This is a genomic window from Erwinia sp. V90_4 (genome assembly GCF_029967685.1).
In the GTDB taxonomy this organism is placed as follows: domain Bacteria; phylum Pseudomonadota; class Gammaproteobacteria; order Enterobacterales; family Enterobacteriaceae; genus Erwinia; species Erwinia aphidicola.
In genome coordinates this window covers 1-15,208 of record NZ_JASCAQ010000076.1, presented here as the reverse complement: position 1 = coordinate 15,208, position 15,208 = coordinate 1, and the positions used below count along the sequence as shown (strand labels likewise).

The window sequence follows — 15,208 nt, the reverse complement described above, 5'->3', positions numbered from 1 at the left end:
ATGGCTAAGCAACCGGGATTAGATTTTCAAAGTGCCAAGGGTGGATTTGGCGAACTAAAACGCAGACTTCTGTTTGTAATTGGTGCGCTGATTGTCTTCCGTATTGGCTCTTTTATTCCGATCCCTGGTATCGATGCCACTGTACTTGCCAAATTGCTTGAGCAACAGCGTGGCACCATCATTGAAATGTTTAACATGTTCTCTGGTGGTGCTCTGAGCCGTGCTTCTATCTTTGCCCTGGGTATTATGCCGTACATTTCGGCCTCTATTATTATCCAGCTGCTGACGGTGGTTCATCCAGCGTTAGCTGAAATCAAGAAAGAAGGGGAGGCTGGCCGTCGTAAGATAAGCCAGTACACCCGTTACGGTACTCTGGTATTAGGTATATTCCAGGCGGTCGGTATTGCTACCGGCCTGCCGAATATGCCAGGAATGCAGGGCCTGGTGTTAAACCCAGGCTTTGCCTTCTACTTTACCGCTGTTGTCAGTCTGGTCACCGGGACAATGTTCCTGATGTGGCTGGGCGAGCAGATAACTGAACGAGGTATCGGCAACGGTATCTCGATCATTATCTTCGCTGGTATTGTTGCGGGTCTGCCGCCGGCCATTGGCCATACCATCGAGCAAGCGCGGCAAGGCGACCTGCACTTCCTCCTGTTGCTGTTGGTTGCAGTTCTCGTATTTGCAGTGACCTTCTTCGTTGTTTTCGTTGAGCGTGGTCAACGCCGCATTGTGGTGAACTATGCGAAACGTCAGCAAGGCCGTCGTGTCTATGCTGCGCAGAGCACACATTTACCGTTGAAAGTGAATATGGCCGGTGTAATTCCAGCTATTTTTGCTTCCAGCATCATTCTGTTCCCAGCAACCATCGCGTCATGGTTCGGGGGCGGAACCGGTTGGAACTGGTTGACAACTATTTCGATGTCATTACAGCCAGGTCAGCCGCTTTATGTGCTACTCTATGCGACTGCAATCATCTTCTTCTGTTTCTTCTATACGGCGTTGGTTTTCAACCCAAGAGAAACAGCAGATAACCTGAAGAAGTCTGGTGCATTTGTACCAGGTATTCGTCCGGGAGAACAGACGGCGAAGTATATCGATAAAGTGATGACGCGCTTAACCTTAATCGGTGCGCTGTACATTACCTTTATCTGCCTGATCCCGGAGTTCATGCGTGATGCGATGAAAGTTCCATTCTACTTCGGCGGTACTTCACTGCTGATCGTAGTCGTTGTCATCATGGACTTTATGGCTCAAGTGCAAACTCTGATGATGTCTAGTCAGTACGAGTCTGCATTGAAGAAAGCAAATCTGAAGGGCTACGGCCGTTAATTCAGGTGCTTGAGAAGTTACGGAGAGTAAAAATGAAAGTTCGTGCTTCCGTCAAGAAATTATGTCGTAACTGCAAAATCGTTCGTCGCGACGGCGTCGTGCGTGTGATTTGCAGTGCCGAGCCTAAGCATAAACAGCGCCAAGGCTGATTTAATCGCATATTTTTCTTGCAAAGTCGGGTTGAGCTGGCTAGATTAGCCAGCCAATCTTTTGTATGTCTATGCGTTTCCATTTGAGTATCCTGAAAACGGGCTTTTCGGCATGGGACGCATAAGTAATTAAATAGGAGTGCATAGTGGCCCGTATAGCAGGCATTAACATTCCTGATCATAAACATACCGTTATCGCATTAACTGCAATTTTCGGTATCGGCAAGACCCGTTCACAGGCTATCTGTGCATCTACGGGAATCGCTGAAAATGTTAAGATCAGTGAGCTGTCTGAAGAACAAATCGACATTCTGCGTGATGCAGTAGCGAAATTTGTTGTTGAAGGCGATCTGCGTCGTGAAGTCACCCTGAGCATCAAGCGTCTTATGGACCTTGGTTGCTATCGTGGTTTGCGTCATCGTCGTGGTCTTCCAGTGCGCGGTCAGCGTACTAAGACTAACGCACGTACCCGTAAGGGTCCGCGTAAACCGATCAAGAAATAATCGGGGTGATTGAATAATGGCAAAGGCACCAGTTCGTGCACGCAAGCGTGTAAGAAAGCAAGTCTCTGATGGCGTGGCTCATGTCCATGCGTCTTTTAACAACACCATCGTAACTATTACCGATCGTCAGGGTAATGCGCTGGGTTGGGCAACAGCCGGTGGTTCCGGTTTCCGTGGTTCTCGTAAGTCTACGCCGTTCGCTGCGCAGGTTGCTGCAGAGCGTTGCGCAGAGGCCGTGAAAGATTACGGTATTAAGAACCTGGAAGTTATGGTTAAGGGTCCTGGTCCAGGCCGCGAATCAACTATTCGTGCCCTGAACGCTGCTGGTTTCCGCATCACTAATATTACTGATGTGACTCCGATCCCTCACAACGGTTGTCGTCCGCCGAAAAAACGTCGCGTATAACGCCCCGTTTTTTAGGAATGTTGGAGAAAGAAAATGGCAAGATATTTGGGTCCTAAGCTCAAGCTGAGCCGTCGTGAAGGCACAGACCTGTTCCTTAAGTCTGGCGTTCGCGCGATTGATACCAAGTGTAAGATTGAACAAGCTCCTGGTCAGCACGGTGCGCGCAAGCCACGTCTGTCTGACTATGGCGTGCAGTTACGTGAAAAGCAGAAAGTTCGTCGTATGTACGGCGTGCTGGAGCGTCAGTTCCGTAACTATTATAAAGAAGCAGCTCGTCTGAAAGGCAACACCGGTGAAAACCTGTTAGCTCTGCTGGAAGGTCGTCTGGACAACGTAGTTTACCGTATGGGCTTTGGCGCCACTCGTGCAGAAGCACGTCAGCTGGTTAGCCACAAATCTATTTTGGTAAACGGCCGCGTTGTTAGCATCGCTTCTTATCAGGTAACTCCGAATGACGTTGTTAGCATCCGTGAGAAAGCCAAAAAGCAGTCTCGCGTGAAAGCCGCTCTGGAGCTGGCTGAACAGCGTGAAAAGCCAACCTGGCTGGAAGTTGATGCAACTAAGATGGAAGGTGTGTTCAAGCGTATTCCTGAACGTACCGATCTGTCTGCGGACATTAACGAACACCTGATCGTCGAGCTTTACTCCAAGTAAGGCTTAGTACCAAAGAGAGGACACAATGCAGGGTTCTGTGACAGAGTTTCTAAAACCGCGCCTGGTAGATATCGAGCAAGTGAGTTCGACGCACGCCAAGGTGACCCTTGAGCCTTTAGAGCGTGGCTTTGGCCATACTCTTGGTAACGCACTGCGCCGTATTCTGCTTTCATCAATGCCGGGTTGCGCGGTGACCGAGGTTGAAATTGATGGTGTACTGCATGAGTACAGCACCAAAGAGGGCGTACAGGAAGATATCCTGGAAATCCTGCTCAACCTGAAAGGTTTGGCGGTAAGAGTTCAGGGCAAAGATGAAGTTATTCTTACTCTGAATAAATCTGGCATTGGCCCTGTGACTGCAGCCGATATCACCCATGATGGTGATGTCGAAATCGTCAAGCCGCAGCACGTGATCTGTCACCTGACCGATGAGAACGCCGCTATTAGCATGCGTATCAAAGTTCAGCGTGGTCGTGGTTATGTGCCGGCTTCTGCCCGAATTCATTCGGAAGAAGATGAGCGCCCGATCGGTCGTCTGTTGGTTGACGCCTGTTACAGCCCTGTAGAGCGTATTGCCTACAATGTTGAAGCAGCGCGTGTAGAACAGCGTACTGACCTGGACAAGCTGGTCATCGAAATGGAAACCAACGGCACTATTGATCCTGAAGAAGCGATCCGCCGTGCGGCAACCATCCTGGCAGAACAACTGGAAGCTTTCGTCGACTTACGTGATGTACGTCAGCCGGAAGTGAAAGAAGAGAAACCAGAATTCGATCCGATCTTGCTGCGCCCTGTTGACGATCTGGAATTGACTGTCCGCTCTGCTAACTGCCTTAAGGCAGAAGCTATCCACTACATCGGTGATCTGGTACAGCGTACCGAGGTTGAGCTGCTTAAAACGCCTAACCTTGGTAAAAAATCTCTTACTGAGATTAAAGATGTGCTGGCTTCTCGTGGTCTGTCTCTGGGCATGCGCCTGGAAAACTGGCCGCCAGCTAGCATTGCTGATGAATAACCCGATCACAGGTTAAGGTTTCACTGAGAAGGATAAGGTCATGCGCCATCGTAAGAGTGGTCGTCAACTGAACCGCAACAGCAGCCATCGTCAGGCTATGTTCCGCAACATGGCTGGCTCTTTGGTTCGTCACGAGATTATCAAGACGACCCTGCCAAAAGCGAAAGAGCTGCGTCGCGTAGTTGAGCCGCTGATTACTCTTGCCAAGACCGACAGCGTAGCTAATCGTCGTCTGGCATTCGCCCGTACTCGTGATAACGAGATCGTGGCAAAACTGTTTAATGAGCTCGGTCCGCGTTTCGCGAGCCGTGCAGGTGGTTACACTCGCATTCTGAAGTGTGGCTTCCGCGCTGGTGACAACGCTCCGATGGCTTACATCGAGCTGGTTGATCGTCCAGAAGCTCAAGCAGAAGCTGTAGCAGAGTAATCTGCCGCAGTATTGAAAAAACCCCGCTTGCGGGGTTTTTTTATGTCCATAATTCCTCTCTTACTTCATATCCTCACCAGTTACGCTATGCTGAACGCTTCCCGAGAACTGGAGGCCGCGACTATGTCACTGCTCGATCAGCTGGCTGAAAAACATATCCTTGCCGCACAGCGTCAGGGCGATCTCGATAATCTGGCGGGGGCTGGCCAACCGCTGCAGCTGGATGACGACAGCCACGTTCCTGCTGAACTGCGCGCCAGCTATCGTATCTTAAAAAATTCTGGCTACCTGCCACCGGAGCTGGAGCTGCGACGGGAAGCCGTTGAGCTGGATAAGCTGCTGCGTGGCATCGCCCCTGAGGATGAGCGCTATCAGCCACAGGCAAAACGACTGAAGCTACTGGAAATCAAACTTATTCAGGCGGGTATCAGTACCGATTTTCTGCATAGCCATTATGGCAAGCAGTTACAGCAGCATTTTAGCGAGGAGGAGTAATGTACCGTATTGGACAACTGGCGAAACTGGCAGATGTGACGCCAGACACCATTCGCTTTTATGAGAAGCAGCGCATGATGGATCACGAAATCCGCACCGAAGGCGGCTTTCGTCTCTACAGTGATACTGATTTGCAGCGGCTGAAGTTTATTCGTTATGGACGTCAGCTGGGCTTTACGCTGGAAGCGATCCGCGAACTGTTATCGATCCGCGTCGATCCTGAACATCACACCTGTCAGGAATCTAAGACCATCGTGCAAAAGCGGCTCACCGAAGTTGAAGCCATGTTAACAGAGCTTCAGCATATGCAGCGTTCACTGAAAAGGCTGAATGATGCCTGCTGCGGCACCGCGCACAGCAGCCGCTATTGCTCGATCCTGGAAGCACTTGAAAAGGGGGCAACCACATCAAATGTTAAAGCCGCCGATTGAAATATCCCAATCTCAGGCCTATATTCATCTGCGTCATTTACTCACAGGAAATATCATGACTGTTTACCAACATAAAAAAGGCGTCATCCGTGATAACGCCCTTGAAGCACTGCTACATGACCCACTGTTTAAACCGCGCGTTGAGGCGAACACTAAAGGTAAAGGCAGCTACCGGCGTCGTGATAAACATGCGAAGAAAGGTAACTGGGAGGCCAGTGGCCAGTGCGCAAACCGCGTATTGACCACTGGCCTTCTGCCTTTTCAGGCATAAAAAAACCGCCAGCGGTGGCGGTTTTCGTTTTCGCAACAGACAATCCCTTAAAGCGGTTTGTTATTCTGTTCTTTCAGCAGATCGCGGATTTCGCTCAGCAGCGTTTCTTCAGCAGAAGGTTTCGGTGCCGGTTTTTCCACTTCCTTTCTTTTGTACATCTTGTTCATCACTTTAATCGCCATGAAGATGGCAAACGCAACGATCATAAAGTCAAAAATGGTCTGTAGGAAAATCCCGTACTCCATCACTACAGCAGGCGCTGTACCATCTGCGGCTTTTAACACCCAGCTGAACTGCTTGAAATCGACGCCCCCAATCAGTAACCCCAGCGGTGGCATGATGATATTTGCCACCAGTGAAGAGACGATTTTACCAAACGCAGCACCGATGATGACACCCACAGCGAGATCGACGACATTGCCGCGCATCGCGAAATCGCGAAACTCTTTGAATAAACTCATTGTTATCTCCCATTTTTGCCAATTTTCTAAGTCTAACAAAGGATTGGCTTTTTACCACGGTGATTGCTGATAAATGTCGACATTCACCCGGGGTAACGCCGGGTGAAATCAGACAGATAGATAGGGTAGTTAGAGGAAGAACGGGCTGGGCTGGAACAGGCGTTCGACGTCCGGGACAAATTTCTTGTCGGTCAGGAACATGATCACGTGGTCCCCCTGCTCAATACGCAGGTTATCATTAGCAATCATCACATCGTTACCGCGCACCACGGCACCAATGATGGTTCCCGGTGGCAGCTTGATATCATCAATCAGGCGCCCGACCACGCGTGAGGTCGACTCCTCGCCGTGCGCGATGGCTTCAATGGCTTCCGCCACGCCGCGGCGCAGTGAAGAAACCCCGACAATATCCGCTTTACGCACGTGCCCCAGCAGCGCCGAGATGGTCGCCTGCTGCGGGGAGATCGCGATATCGATGACGCTGCCCTGCACCAGATCGACATAGGCGCGGCGCTGGATAAGCACCATAGCCTTTTTCGCGCCCATGCGCTTGGCCAGCATTGCCGACATGATATTGGCTTCATCATCGTTGGTGATGGCAATGAAAAGGTCGGTTTGATCAACGTGCTCCTCGGCCAGCAGTTCCTGATCGGAAGCATCGCCATAAAACACGATGGTGTTTTGCAAGTTTTCTGCCAGCTCGGCGGCGCGCTGCTGATCGCGCTCGATCAGTTTAACGCTGTACTGTTTTTCCAGGCGCTGCGCGAGACCAAAGCCGATATTTCCGCCGCCGACGATCATAATGCGCTTATACGGTTTCTCCAGCCGCTGATACTCACTCATCACCGCACGAATATGCTGGCTGGCAGCAATGAAGAACACTTCATCGCCTGCCTCAATGATGGTGGAACCCTGCGGGCGAATAGGGCGATCCTGGCGGAAAATAGCGGCAACGCGCGTATCGATATGCGGCATATGTTCACGCATCACCGATAGCGCATTCCCGACCAGCGGGCCGCCATAATAGGCTTTGACTACTGCCAGGCTGACTTTCCCTTCCGCAAAGTTCACCACCTGCAGCGCGCCAGGGTATTCGATCAGACGATAAATATTATCAATCACCAGCTGCTCCGGAGAGATCAGGTGGTCGATGGGTACCGCTTCCGGGATAAACAGCTTATCGGCGTCACGGATATAATCCGGGGCGCGGATACGGGCGATACGGTTCGGCGTGTTAAACAGGGAGTAGGCGACCTGGCAGGCGACCATGTTGGTTTCATCAGAGTTGGTGACGGCAACCAGCATATCCGCATCTTCCGCACCGGCTTCACGCAGCACCCGCGGATGAGAGCCGTGCCCCTGCACCACGCGTAAATCGAATTTGTCCTGTAACTGACGCAGGCGCAGGGGATCGGTATCGACCACGGTAATATCGTTGTTTTCACCGACCAGGTTCTCAGCTAGCGTTCCGCCGACCTGACCTGCACCAAGAATGATAATTTTCATTATGCTTCAGTCTGTTGGTTGTCGTTCAATTTGTGGCGCGGCTAAGCCATGCCACCTGTTTCACTGTTTTATCAATTTTGCATAGTAGAAGCCATCGCCGCCTTCCACCTGCGGGAACACCTGGATACCTGGCTGAGCCAGATCGCCGGTTTCGACCAGGCTTGCATCGCCGTGGCGCTGCAGGAACTGCGCGATCTGCTGGTGATTCTCTTCCGGCAGTATCGAGCAGGTGGCGTAAAGCAGCGTGCCGCCTTTCTTCAGATGTGGCCAGACGGCATCGAGGATCTGCTGCTGTAGGATCGCCAGCTCAACAATATCGCGGTCGCGACGCAGCCATTTGATATCCGGATGACGACGAATAACGCCGGTAGCCGAGCAGGGTGCATCCAGTAAAATGCGATCAAACTGCGTATCGCCACACCACTCTGCAGGCGTGCGGCCGTCGCCAAGCTTAACCTCTGCGTGCATGTCGAGGCGTTGCAAATTCTCACTAATTCTTGCCAGACGCTGAGCATCGACGTCAACGGCCATAACGTCAGCCTGCGGCGCGGCTTCCAGAATATGCGTGGTTTTGCCGCCGGGTGCGGCGCACAGGTCGAGGATCTTCTCGCCGTTTTGCGGATCGAGCAGGGCAACACAGCCCTGAGCTGAAGCATCCTGCACGGTCACCCAGCCCTGGTCAAAACCAGGAAGCTGTCCCACCGCGCACGGTGATTCCAACCGAACCGCGTCGCTATGCTGCGGGTGAGCAAATCCGGTTTTGCCGCTTTCTGCCAGCAAAGCCAGCCAGGCATCACGGCTGTGATGCTGACGATTCACGCGCAGCCACATTGGCGGGCGCTGATTATTGGCATCAACAATCTGCTGCCACTGCCCGGGCCACGCGCGCTTCAGCCTCTCCAGCAGCCATTTCGGATGCAGATACTGCTGTTCGCCATCGTTCATCTGCTGGGTCAGCTCTTCCTGCTGGCGCTGGAACTGGCGCAGTACACCGTTGATCAATCCCTTCAGCTGCGGGCGCTTGAGGGCAACTGCCCCCTCCACGGTTTCAGCCAGCGCCGCATGGGAAGGGATGCGGGTAAACAGCAGCTGATAGAGGCCGACCATGATCAGGAAGTGAATCGCGCGCTGTTTGCCGGTCATCGGGCGTGACATCAGCTTGCTGATGATCCACTCCAGCTGCGGCAGCGTGCGCAGTACGCCATAGCATAGCTCTTGTAACAGCGCGGCATCTTTCTCGCCTACGGCTTTCTGGGCGGCAGGCAGCACGTTGCTAAGCGACTGCCCCTGTTCGACAACCTTCTCGATAGTCTGAGCGGCAACGCTGCGTAAATTGGTATTTTTTTTCATAGAGGATTCGCATGTAAAACTGCCCGGCGGTGATGCCGGGCAGAGTATCAGGCAATGATATTGCCTGGGGTGAACCATTCGCGGCGGGAATTAAGCAGGTCCTGGGCTTTCATCGCTTTCTTGCCCGCGGGCTGGAGTTCTTCAATATTCAGCACGCCATCAGCGGTAACCACCTGAATGCCGTGCTTATCGGCCTGCAGGATCTCGCCCGGCTGGTGATGACTAACGGCAGGAAGCACGCTGGCCTTCCACACCTTCACCGGCTGCTCATCAATAATGAAGTAGCTGACTGGCCATGGATTAAAGGCGCGGATGCAGCGCTCCAGCTGCAGCGCTGACAAGGTCCAGTCGAGACGGGCCTCCTCTTTACTCAGCTTCTCGGCATAGCTCACCAGAGCTTCATCCTGCACTTCAGGCTGTACGCTGCCGTCGGCCAGCTGCGCCAGCGTGCTCAGCATACCAGCCGGACCGAGCTCTGCCAGTTTGTCATACAGCGTGGCGCTGGTATCGTGGGCTTCAATTGGGCAGGCCAGCTTATGCAGCATATCGCCGGTATCCAAGCCCACATCCATCTGCATGATAGTCACGCCGGTTTCGGCATCGCCCGCCCACAGCGAGCGCTGGATTGGTGCGGCGCCACGCCAGCGTGGCAGCAAGGAACCGTGAACATTGATGCAGCCGAGACGAGGTATCTCCAGCACCGCCTTTGGCAGGATCAAGCCATAAGCGACCACCACCATGACATCGGCGTTCAGCGCGGCAACCCACTGCTGATTCTCTTCAGGACGCAGGGATTTAGGCTGGAACACCGGAATGTTGTGCTGCTCAGCCAGCTGCTTGACCGGGCTGGCGGTCAATTTATTTCCGCGGCCGGCAGGGCGGTCGGGCTGAGTGAAAACGCCCACTACCTGGTGCCCGGATGACAGCAGCGCGTCAAGATGACGCGCTGCAAAGTCGGGGGTGCCGGCAAAAATGATTTTTAACGATTCGGACACGTGATTCCCTTTAGTCAACGAACTTAGTCGCGGGCGCTCTGGCGATAGAGCTTTTCCAGCTTCTGACGAATACGCTGACGTTTCATTGGCGACAGGTAATCAATAAACAGTTTACCGACCAGATGATCCATTTCATGCTGGATACAGATTGCCAGCAGCCCATCCGCTTCCAACTCGTAGCTGTTTCCTTCGCGGTCCAGCGCTCGGATTTTGACTTTCTCTGAACGCGGCACCAAAGCACGCTGTTCAGGGATCGACAGGCAACCTTCTTCAATGCCGGTTTCGCCACTCTCTTCCAGCAGCTCCGGGTTAATCAGCACCAGGCGCTCATCGCGATTTTCAGAAACATCAATCACGATAATCCGCTGATGGATATCAACCTGTGTCGCTGCCAGACCGATGCCTTCTTCGGCATACATGGTTTCAAACATATCGTCGACGATACGCTGAATATCGGCATTTACTTCTTTAACGGGTTTCGCAACGATGCGCAGGCGCTCGTCAGGAAAATGTAATACCTGCAAAACGGACATAACTTTCCAGATCTGTATTCAAGGGATGAGAGTTTTAATCCTCTTATTGTAGACATTTCACGCTGCGATTGACAGCATTCCTGGCAGGTAACCTTCAGGGGGAAGGGGCAAAATCAGGGAGAGAATAATGTCACCTATTGAGTGTGCGCTGCGCCTTTCAGGCGTCTCAGGGTTATCCAGCCCTCAGCGCCTGATTCTGCTGCAGCAAATCAGGGAAATTGACCCGTCAGATACCCCTGCTCTGGCTGCACTGCCATGGACGGCAGGGCAGCTGGAGGCGTTCAGGCAATATGATGGGCGAATTATTGATGAAACATGGCGCTGGCTGGCAGAACCCGGGCACAGTTTCATTATGCCCGACAGCCCTCATTATCCTGAGCGGCTCAAGTCCCTGAGCAACTTTCCGCTGATGCTATTTATTGCGGGCGATGTGGAATTGCTGAACACGCGGCAACTGGCGATAGTGGGCAGCCGACACTGTAGCCATTATGGACGCGAGTGGGGCAGCTGGTTTACTCAGGCTTTGGCCCTGAGTGGCATGACGATTACCAGTGGGCTGGCAATTGGCATTGATGGTATTGCGCACCGCGCCGCGCTGGAGGTAGAGGGGAAAACAATTGCCGTGTTGGGTAGCGGCCTGAACGCGGTTTATCCGTCGCGGCACAGAGCGCTGGCCGGGCAAATTATCGCCGCTGGGGGAGCGCTGGTGTCCGAGTTTCCTCTATCGGTAACGGCTCGTGGGCCCTATTTCCCACGACGTAACCGTATTATTAGCGGTTTAAGCCTGGGCGTGCTGGTGGTTGAGGCGACGTTGCGTAGCGGGTCGCTGCTGACGGCCAGGTTAGCGCTGGAGCAGAACCGCGACGTATTTGCTTTGCCCGGCGCGCTGGGTAATCCGGGAAGTGTAGGGACGAACTGGTTAATTCAGCAGGGCGCGATGTTAGTTGCCCATCCCAACAATATTCTTGAGCAAATACAGAGCGACCTTAACTGGCTTCCTGATTTTCCAGATTCAGCCAATTATTCCACGTCGGACAGCAATCCTTCATTGCCATTTCCCGATGTGTTGGCTAACGTAGGAGATGAGGTTACACCTGTTGACGTCGTCGCTGAACGTGCCGGCCAACCTGTGCCAGCCATCGTAGCTAAGCTGCTTGAGTTGGAGTTAGCAGGGTGGATCGCAGCTGTACCCGGCGGCTATGTCCGATTGAGGAGGGCAAGCCATGTTCGACGTACTAATGTACTTATTTGAAACGTATATCCACAACGAGGCAGAAATGCGCGTTGACCAGGATAAATTGACTGATGATCTGTCCGATGCAGGTTTTCATCGTGAAGATATCTATAATGCGTTGAACTGGTTGGAAAAGCTGGCAGATTATCAGGACGGCCTTGTCGCTCCGATTCTGCTGACTACCGATCCGCTGTCTATGCGTATCTACACCGAGGAAGAGAGTCAGCGTTTAGATGCCAACTGCCGTGGCTTTATTCTGTTCCTGGAACAAATCCAGGTTCTGAATCTGGACACGCGCGAAATGGTTATCGAACGTATTATGGCTTTGGATACCCTCGAGTTTGATCTGGACGATCTCAAATGGGTGGTGCTGATGGTGCTGTTTAATATCCCCGGATGTGAAAACGCCTATCAGCAAATGGAAGAGCTACTTTTCGACGTCAATGAAGGAATGCTGCACTGAAGTTTGCCTTCGTGTACACAAAGTTATGAATAAAACAGCGCTTTTCGCTGTGCGAAAAAATGAACCCTGCCCCCAGTGTGGGGCAGAACTGGTTATTCGCTCCGGGAAACATGGCGCTTTTCTTGGTTGCTCACTCTACCCCGAATGCGACTTTATTCGGCCGCTGAAAGGCCAGGCTGACGGGCACATCGTTAAAGTGCTCGAAGGTCAGCTGTGCCCGAAATGTGGGGCCGAACTGGTATTGCGCCAGGGGCGTTACGGCATGTTTGTCGCCTGTAGTGAATACCCGGAATGCGAGCATACCGAAACTATCGATAAGCCGGATGAAACCACGCTCGCCTGCCCGCAGTGTCAGAGCGGAAAGCTGGTGGCACGACGTTCGCGTTACGGTAAAACATTCCACGCCTGTGACCGCTATCCCGACTGTCAGTTTGCGGTGAACTTCACTCCGCTGGAAGGGGTGTGTGAGTTCTGCCAGTTCCCGTTGCTAATAGAAAAGAAAACCGCCAGAGGTGTGAAGCGCTTCTGCGCCAGTAAAGCCTGCGGCAAACCTGTAACAGTGATAAATGGTAGTGAAGATGAAACCAGTGCATGACTCTGTAGCGCTGTGCGTTGCGCAATTGCGCCAGTCAGCCGTAATTGCTTACCCCACAGAGGCGGTATTTGGCCTCGGCTGCGATCCCGACAGTGAGGCTGCGGTCATGCAACTGCTGGCACTGAAGCGCCGCCCGGTAGATAAGGGGCTGATCTTGATTGCCGCCGACTACCAGCAGTTACTCCCTTATATTGCCGATGAGCAGTTGAGCGCCGAACAGAAAGAGCGGATGTTTTCCCGCTGGCCTGGGCCGGTGACCTGGGTGCTGCCCGCGCGTCAAGAGACACCGCACTGGCTGACCGGGCGCTTCTCCTCGCTGGCAGTGCGCGTCAGTAATCATCCTGATGTGGTCAAACTGTGTCAGGCTTTTGGCAAGCCATTAGTCTCTACCAGTGCCAACCTCAGCGGTTTACCGCCGTGCCGCAATGTGGCGGAGGTGCTGGCGCAGTTCGGTGAAGGTTTCCCCGTGCTGCAGGGAGAAACGGGCGGCCGCCAGAATCCGTCAGAAATCCGCGATGTATTAACCGGTGAACTGATTCGCCAAGGATAAAGAGAACTCTATGTCGTTTGTCGTCTTCGGTAACCCGATTAATCACAGTAAATCGCCCCGCATTCACCAGCTGTTTGCTGAGCAGAGCGGGATCGCCCATCCTTATGAGCGTTTTTGCGCGCCAGTTGAGGGTTTTGAACAGGCCGCGCGTGAATTTTTTGCCGCTGGCGGCAAAGGCGCTAACGTGACCCTGCCGTTTAAACAGCAGGCTTATGCGCTGGCCAGCGAGCTGAGCGAGCGAGCGGCTCTGGCGGGTGCGGTCAACACGCTAAAAAAACTCGACGATGGCCGACTGCTGGGCGATAACACCGATGGCATTGGTCTGCTGAGCGATCTTCAACGGCTGCAGCTGATCCAGCCTGACGACCGGATACTCCTGATCGGCGCAGGCGGCGCAGCAAGAGGTGTGATCCTCCCGCTGCTTTCAGCTCACGCCCATATCACTATTGTTAACCGTACCCATGCGAAAGCCGCTGAACTAGAGCAGCTGTTCCAGCGCCAGGGCGGTGTGCGGGCATTAAACCGTGAGAAGCTGGTCGGCGAGCAGTTTGACCTGGTGATCAATGCGACTTCCAGCGGTGTCGCGGGAGATGTACCGGAACTGCCCGTTGGTTTGGTGAATACACAGACCCGCTGCTACGACATGTTTTATCAGCAGGGGGACACGCCGTTTCTGCAGTGGTGCCGTCAGCAGGGGGCAGTTCAGCTGGCTGATGGTCTCGGCATGCTGGTGGGCCAGGCGGCACACTCATTTAAGCTGTGGCATGGCGTAATGCCGGATATCACTCCGGTGATTAAGATATTAAAAGAAGAGATGGCTGGGTGAATCAGGCCATCCAGTTTCCTGAACGGGAATGGTGGGATGAAAATTTACAGGCGGTCTGCTTCAGCGCACTGGTTAATGGCTTCCCGCTCACCTGCGTCATAAGCGGCGAAGCTTTACTTCGCCGCTTTAGCTGTAAAGGGGATGCGCTGGCCTGTTTCCACCTTTACCGCTGGGAGCTGGAAGAGGATGCTGAGCAGGCGATCAAAGATCAACAGGAAGATGCTCAGGGTTGGGTCTGGCTCTCTTCCGCCAGATAGTCATTTTTCCAGCTGACATAGTTGTTAGCAGAATAGAGCAGGCCGCCAATTTCATCGGACGTCAGCGGCCTTACCTTTTTCGCCGGACTGCCCAGATAAAGGAAGCCACTTTCCAGACGCTTGCCGGGCGACACCAGGCTTCCCGCGCCAATCATCACATCATCTTCGACCACAACCCCATCAAGCAGAATGGCCCCCATGCCTACCAGCACGCGATTGCCGATGGTGCAGCCGTGCAGCATCGCTTTATGTCCTACGGTGACATCCTCACCAATCACCAGCGGATAGCCGTCAGGGTTGGCTGCCGATTGATGAGTGAGGTGCAGCACGCTACCATCCTGAATATTGCTGCGTTTGCCGATCGTCACGCGATTAACGTCGCCGCGTATGACGACCAACGGCCAGACACCGACATCGTCTGCCAGCGAAACATTGCCAATGACAACGCTGGTGGCATCAATCATTACCCGCTCACCCAGCTGTGGGCGTACTCCTTTATATGCACGTACGTTGTGAACCATAACGACCTCTATATAGATAGGATCCTGCCAGCGTAGTACCGGAAGCGATTGTTGATCAATTACCACGGTTAAAAACGCGCTAAATTTGTGCGGATCGCCTGAGATCTCAGCGAAAAGAGCGATAAATCAGCAACCAAATAAAAAGATCGAAAAAAGGGTTGTGGATTAAATCGGGATCCCTATAATGCGCAACCACTGAGACGGCACAACGGCTTACAGGCCAGCGGCTCAGGA

22 protein-coding genes are annotated in these 15,208 nt (G+C 53.2%); 16 read left to right on the top strand and 6 right to left on the bottom strand.

Annotation, left to right across the window (positions count from 1 at the left end):
• The 10 genes from secY to QLG07_RS23745 all read left to right on the top strand — a co-directional run bounded on the left by secY (position 1) and on the right by QLG07_RS23745 (position 5,683).
• Positions 1 to 1,332 carry a preprotein translocase subunit SecY gene (gene secY / locus QLG07_RS23790; RefSeq protein ID WP_004160567.1) on the top strand — a complete coding sequence of 444 codons (1,332 nt, stop codon included), beginning with the start codon at positions 1 to 3 and terminating at the stop codon, positions 1,330 to 1,332.
• Between the two features lie 32 nt (positions 1,333 to 1,364).
• Positions 1,365 to 1,481, top strand: coding sequence for a 50S ribosomal protein L36 (gene rpmJ / locus QLG07_RS23785; protein WP_020322760.1), 117 nt, complete (start codon positions 1,365 to 1,367; stop codon positions 1,479 to 1,481).
• 146 nt (positions 1,482 to 1,627) lie between these two features.
• Entirely contained in the window at positions 1,628 to 1,984 is a 357-nt protein-coding gene (gene rpsM, locus QLG07_RS23780; protein ID WP_048917626.1) for a 30S ribosomal protein S13, read from the top strand.
• Positions 1,985 to 2,000: 16 nt separating this feature from the next.
• The gene (gene rpsK / locus QLG07_RS23775; RefSeq protein ID WP_004160563.1) at positions 2,001 to 2,390 is read left to right on the top strand and encodes a 30S ribosomal protein S11; all 390 of its coding nucleotides are present in this window, start codon (positions 2,001 to 2,003) and stop codon (positions 2,388 to 2,390) included.
• Positions 2,391 to 2,423: 33 nt separating this feature from the next.
• Entirely contained in the window at positions 2,424 to 3,044 is a 621-nt protein-coding gene (rpsD, locus tag QLG07_RS23770) for a 30S ribosomal protein S4 (protein WP_048917625.1), read from the top strand.
• 25 nt (positions 3,045 to 3,069) lie between these two features.
• A complete protein-coding gene (gene rpoA / locus QLG07_RS23765; RefSeq protein ID WP_002919219.1) occupies positions 3,070 to 4,059 on the top strand; it encodes a DNA-directed RNA polymerase subunit alpha in 990 nt (329 codons plus the stop codon).
• A 40-nt stretch (positions 4,060 to 4,099) separates the two neighbouring features.
• Positions 4,100 to 4,486 (top strand): 50S ribosomal protein L17, encoded by a 387-nt coding sequence (rplQ, locus tag QLG07_RS23760; RefSeq protein ID WP_004160560.1) that lies wholly within the window; start codon positions 4,100 to 4,102, stop codon positions 4,484 to 4,486.
• A gap of 123 nt (positions 4,487 to 4,609) precedes the next feature.
• A complete protein-coding gene (locus QLG07_RS23755; RefSeq protein WP_282470289.1) occupies positions 4,610 to 4,981 on the top strand; it encodes a DUF1992 domain-containing protein in 372 nt (123 codons plus the stop codon).
• Complete coding sequence (gene zntR / locus QLG07_RS23750; protein WP_048917623.1) at positions 4,981 to 5,412, top strand: Zn(2+)-responsive transcriptional regulator; 432 nt, start codon at positions 4,981 to 4,983, stop codon at positions 5,410 to 5,412. The genes QLG07_RS23755 and zntR overlap by 1 nt, the downstream gene beginning before the upstream one ends.
• Positions 5,413 to 5,467: 55 nt before the next feature.
• Positions 5,468 to 5,683 (top strand): alternative ribosome-rescue factor A, encoded by a 216-nt coding sequence (locus QLG07_RS23745; RefSeq protein ID WP_048917622.1) that lies wholly within the window; start codon positions 5,468 to 5,470, stop codon positions 5,681 to 5,683.
• Positions 5,684 to 5,730: 47 nt separating this feature from the next.
• Here QLG07_RS23745 and mscL read toward each other — a convergent pair whose 3' ends face one another.
• From mscL to def, 5 genes are all read right to left on the bottom strand, one after another.
• Complete coding sequence (gene mscL, locus QLG07_RS23740; protein ID WP_048917621.1) at positions 5,731 to 6,144, bottom strand: large-conductance mechanosensitive channel protein MscL; 414 nt, start codon at positions 6,142 to 6,144, stop codon at positions 5,731 to 5,733.
• A 129-nt stretch (positions 6,145 to 6,273) separates the two neighbouring features.
• Positions 6,274 to 7,650 (bottom strand): Trk system potassium transporter TrkA, encoded by a 1,377-nt coding sequence (gene trkA, locus QLG07_RS23735; RefSeq protein WP_048917620.1) that lies wholly within the window; start codon positions 7,648 to 7,650, stop codon positions 6,274 to 6,276.
• A 60-nt stretch (positions 7,651 to 7,710) separates the two neighbouring features.
• Positions 7,711 to 9,000 carry a 16S rRNA (cytosine(967)-C(5))-methyltransferase RsmB gene (gene rsmB / locus QLG07_RS23730; protein WP_282470288.1) on the bottom strand — a complete coding sequence of 430 codons (1,290 nt, stop codon included), beginning with the start codon at positions 8,998 to 9,000 and terminating at the stop codon, positions 7,711 to 7,713.
• A gap of 47 nt (positions 9,001 to 9,047) precedes the next feature.
• Positions 9,048 to 9,995, bottom strand: coding sequence for a methionyl-tRNA formyltransferase (gene fmt / locus QLG07_RS23725; protein ID WP_282470287.1), 948 nt, complete (start codon positions 9,993 to 9,995; stop codon positions 9,048 to 9,050).
• Between the two features lie 23 nt (positions 9,996 to 10,018).
• The gene (gene def / locus QLG07_RS23720; protein ID WP_133622570.1) at positions 10,019 to 10,528 is read right to left on the bottom strand and encodes a peptide deformylase; all 510 of its coding nucleotides are present in this window, start codon (positions 10,526 to 10,528) and stop codon (positions 10,019 to 10,021) included.
• A gap of 127 nt (positions 10,529 to 10,655) precedes the next feature.
• Between def and dprA the strand changes: the two genes are divergently transcribed.
• Genes dprA through QLG07_RS23690 form a run of 6 tightly spaced genes read left to right on the top strand, consistent with a single transcriptional unit; the run spans position 10,656 to position 14,453 of the window.
• Positions 10,656 to 11,780 (top strand): DNA-protecting protein DprA, encoded by a 1,125-nt coding sequence (dprA, locus tag QLG07_RS23715; RefSeq protein ID WP_282470286.1) that lies wholly within the window; start codon positions 10,656 to 10,658, stop codon positions 11,778 to 11,780.
• Positions 11,752 to 12,225 carry a DUF494 family protein Smg gene (smg, locus tag QLG07_RS23710; RefSeq protein ID WP_048917615.1) on the top strand — a complete coding sequence of 158 codons (474 nt, stop codon included), beginning with the start codon at positions 11,752 to 11,754 and terminating at the stop codon, positions 12,223 to 12,225. The genes dprA and smg overlap by 29 nt, the downstream gene beginning before the upstream one ends.
• A gap of 25 nt (positions 12,226 to 12,250) precedes the next feature.
• A complete protein-coding gene (locus QLG07_RS23705) occupies positions 12,251 to 12,820 on the top strand; it encodes a type I DNA topoisomerase (protein ID WP_048917614.1) in 570 nt (189 codons plus the stop codon).
• Positions 12,798 to 13,370: an L-threonylcarbamoyladenylate synthase type 1 TsaC gene (gene tsaC, locus QLG07_RS23700; protein ID WP_282470285.1), complete on the top strand. Its 573-nt coding sequence runs from the start codon at positions 12,798 to 12,800 to the stop codon at positions 13,368 to 13,370. The genes QLG07_RS23705 and tsaC overlap by 23 nt, the downstream gene beginning before the upstream one ends.
• Positions 13,371 to 13,380: 10 nt before the next feature.
• A complete protein-coding gene (gene aroE / locus QLG07_RS23695; protein ID WP_282470284.1) occupies positions 13,381 to 14,196 on the top strand; it encodes a shikimate dehydrogenase in 816 nt (271 codons plus the stop codon).
• A complete protein-coding gene (locus tag QLG07_RS23690; protein ID WP_133622574.1) occupies positions 14,193 to 14,453 on the top strand; it encodes a DUF1488 domain-containing protein in 261 nt (86 codons plus the stop codon). The genes aroE and QLG07_RS23690 overlap by 4 nt, the downstream gene beginning before the upstream one ends.
• Here QLG07_RS23690 and QLG07_RS23685 read toward each other — a convergent pair.
• Positions 14,420 to 14,974 (bottom strand): gamma carbonic anhydrase family protein, encoded by a 555-nt coding sequence (locus QLG07_RS23685; RefSeq protein WP_048917611.1) that lies wholly within the window; start codon positions 14,972 to 14,974, stop codon positions 14,420 to 14,422. The genes QLG07_RS23690 and QLG07_RS23685 overlap by 34 nt on opposite strands.
• Between the last annotated feature and the right edge of the window lie 234 nt (positions 14,975 to 15,208).

What these genes read in the sequence shown, in the direction of transcription:
- secY (WP_004160567.1), top strand. Translation starts at nt 1, where the DNA reads ATGGCTAAGCAACCGGGATTAGATTTTCAAAGTGCCAAGGGTGGATTT.
- rpmJ (WP_020322760.1), top strand. Translation starts at nt 1,365, where the DNA reads ATGAAAGTTCGTGCTTCCGTCAAGAAATTATGTCGTAACTGCAAAATC.
- rpsK (WP_004160563.1), top strand. Translation starts at nt 2,001, where the DNA reads ATGGCAAAGGCACCAGTTCGTGCACGCAAGCGTGTAAGAAAGCAAGTC.
- rpsD (WP_048917625.1), top strand. Translation starts at nt 2,424, where the DNA reads ATGGCAAGATATTTGGGTCCTAAGCTCAAGCTGAGCCGTCGTGAAGGC.
- rpoA (WP_002919219.1), top strand. Translation starts at nt 3,070, where the DNA reads ATGCAGGGTTCTGTGACAGAGTTTCTAAAACCGCGCCTGGTAGATATC.
- rplQ (WP_004160560.1), top strand. Translation starts at nt 4,100, where the DNA reads ATGCGCCATCGTAAGAGTGGTCGTCAACTGAACCGCAACAGCAGCCAT.
- QLG07_RS23755 (WP_282470289.1), top strand. Translation starts at nt 4,610, where the DNA reads ATGTCACTGCTCGATCAGCTGGCTGAAAAACATATCCTTGCCGCACAG.
- zntR (WP_048917623.1), top strand. Translation starts at nt 4,981, where the DNA reads ATGTACCGTATTGGACAACTGGCGAAACTGGCAGATGTGACGCCAGAC.
- QLG07_RS23745 (WP_048917622.1), top strand. Translation starts at nt 5,468, where the DNA reads ATGACTGTTTACCAACATAAAAAAGGCGTCATCCGTGATAACGCCCTT.
- mscL (WP_048917621.1), bottom strand. Translation starts at nt 6,144, where the DNA reads ATGAGTTTATTCAAAGAGTTTCGCGATTTCGCGATGCGCGGCAATGTC.
- trkA (WP_048917620.1), bottom strand. Translation starts at nt 7,650, where the DNA reads ATGAAAATTATCATTCTTGGTGCAGGTCAGGTCGGCGGAACGCTAGCT.
- rsmB (WP_282470288.1), bottom strand. Translation starts at nt 9,000, where the DNA reads ATGAAAAAAAATACCAATTTACGCAGCGTTGCCGCTCAGACTATCGAG.
- def (WP_133622570.1), bottom strand. Translation starts at nt 10,528, where the DNA reads ATGTCCGTTTTGCAGGTATTACATTTTCCTGACGAGCGCCTGCGCATC.
- dprA (WP_282470286.1), top strand. Translation starts at nt 10,656, where the DNA reads ATGTCACCTATTGAGTGTGCGCTGCGCCTTTCAGGCGTCTCAGGGTTA.
- smg (WP_048917615.1), top strand. Translation starts at nt 11,752, where the DNA reads ATGTTCGACGTACTAATGTACTTATTTGAAACGTATATCCACAACGAG.
- QLG07_RS23705 (WP_048917614.1), top strand. Translation starts at nt 12,251, where the DNA reads ATGAATAAAACAGCGCTTTTCGCTGTGCGAAAAAATGAACCCTGCCCC.
- aroE (WP_282470284.1), top strand. Translation starts at nt 13,381, where the DNA reads ATGTCGTTTGTCGTCTTCGGTAACCCGATTAATCACAGTAAATCGCCC.
- QLG07_RS23685 (WP_048917611.1), bottom strand. Translation starts at nt 14,974, where the DNA reads ATGGTTCACAACGTACGTGCATATAAAGGAGTACGCCCACAGCTGGGT.